Annotated in this window: 3 protein-coding genes; all 3 read left to right on the top strand. The window is 41.0% G+C overall.

The window, feature by feature from the left end:
- Positions 1–254: 254 nt before the first annotated feature.
- Complete coding sequence (locus R7Q48_RS23945) at positions 255–731, top strand: helix-turn-helix domain-containing protein (RefSeq protein WP_169616120.1); 477 nt, start codon at positions 255–257, stop codon at positions 729–731.
- A 74-nt stretch (positions 732–805) separates the two neighbouring features.
- A complete protein-coding gene (locus R7Q48_RS23940) occupies positions 806–1,003 on the top strand; it encodes a hypothetical protein (protein ID WP_169608343.1) in 198 nt (65 codons plus the stop codon).
- A gap of 671 nt (positions 1,004–1,674) precedes the next feature.
- Positions 1,675–1,908, top strand: a 234-nt coding sequence (locus R7Q48_RS23935; protein WP_318132562.1) for a helix-turn-helix transcriptional regulator, incomplete at its 3' end; no start/stop codon positions are given.

Genomic DNA, 1,908 nt, shown 5'->3' with positions numbered 1-1,908 from the left:
ATTTCCACTCCTGTGCATTCTGACGACGAAAAGAGGGATAGATTTGGTCCTGTCCCTGACTCATCAAAAAGATCCAAGGCTAGGTCTAATCGAAAAAAGAAAAAGAAAAAGCGATAGCGCTATTTGTTCTATGGTTTGTTCTATGGTTTGTTGGAGTCAACCTAGTTTACTAGGGTTAGTATATGACGTTGACTAGGGTGGTGTATCTCATACACTAGGGTTGTCTATATATTGACTAGGTGTTATGATTTTCTGTGGATAAAAAAAAACGCCAAAATGGGCGGCAACCCTTGGCGTTTTTCTTAGTTTCTATAAGGAAAATTATGACACACAAACTTAAGCGGAGCCAATTCGATATTATGCATCCACTTTTTGACGCAATGAAACGTGAAAATCTACCATCAACACAGCGCCTGCTTCTCTTGGGGCTATTTAGATTTGTTGATGGCGATGGAGTTTGTTTCCCTAGCTACAGCGCTCTAATGGATGAGACGGGGTTATCTCGACAATCTATTGCAAACACAATCAAGAAGCTCTCTGAGTCTGGTTGGTTAACTTACGAGCCAGGGGATAAATCGAAAAGTTTAGCTAATACATACTATTTGAATCTTGAGCGCTTGGGGTTAACTACACAATCTAAAATAGTCCCAATAGAGGGATACATAGCTCAAGATGGGACTAAGTGGTCTTGTGCTGCTGATTATTGGAAGTCTAGACAGCAAACAATTTAAATTCATAAACGCCATGCATTCAGAGTGCAATCTGAATGCATGGCTAATCATAACTAGCTTACAAGGGGCTAATCATGACTAACTCACATCCTATTGAAAAGGACGTGTTTTACAACCGTCTGTCGCAATTAATTGCATCAACTGATTTAAATCCAGTCGACCGCGTTTTATTTCTCGCCACTTTTGAATCTTGGTACAACTTTCAAAGTTACGCCGTATATCAGTCCATCTCCGAAAAGGCTATTCAAGCTTTGGAGGAATGTTATGCGTAGTACTGATTGGGAGAACGCTGTTAAATTCTTTGCTCCAATTTCTAGGAGTAGTCGAATACATCCTAACTTTATCTTTAGATTTCAACACTTAGCATTAAGTGAGGGTCGAGCTGCTGAAATAGCTTGTGTCGATTTGGATCAAATCCATCGATGGGATGACGGTGAGGAAATCCCCCCTACCATTCGTAGGCTTTGGGCTCTTGAGTCTGGGCGCTATCTTCCTGATGTTACGGGGTTTTCTAAGTGGGCATTTAAGTCTGGTCATATTGTTACACCTGATGGAGCTACCTACTCTGAGGGGCAACTTCGCCACGCTCTTTTTCTGTTAGATCAGGTCTTATAAATAGCTCTGTTGGGAAATAAAAATTTGGGAGCCTTGTGCTCCCTTTTTTTGTTTCTCAATTGAGCCGACAAGCGGAAACATTCTTGATTTTTGTTACCTAATTCAAATCCGCGCGTCAGCTTCACAAATATGTATAAATACGTCTTTTTACATATCTATCTGGTTGTTAGCTGCAAACGACGACTGACGACGACGATGACTGAGGAGGAGGAAATAGGAGGTGCAGCGTCATCCCCGTATAGTAATACGGGGTGAAAGTACCTTGTTTTTCCGCAAAATGTCGAATCTGTGATGTACAATTCGACAAAATGTCGAAATAAGGTAACTTATGCATCCGTCCGAGTTTAAGCGCATTCGAAAGTCTGTTTTAAAGCTTAGTCAGTCCGAATTAGGCGATAAGCTGGATCTCTCCAATGATTCGATAAGTAGATTTGAAACGGGTAAATATCCAGTCGATAAAAGGACTGAATTTGCCCTTCTGTGGTTACAGCATTTAGAACTACACCTAGAAGCTCCTGTAACGCCTCCTGTGCAAAAAAGTGAGGTATTAGAATCTTGCTCT

It is taken from the genome of Vibrio sp. 378, assembly GCF_033339435.1.
This window is presented reverse-complemented; position numbering and strand designations above follow the sequence as displayed.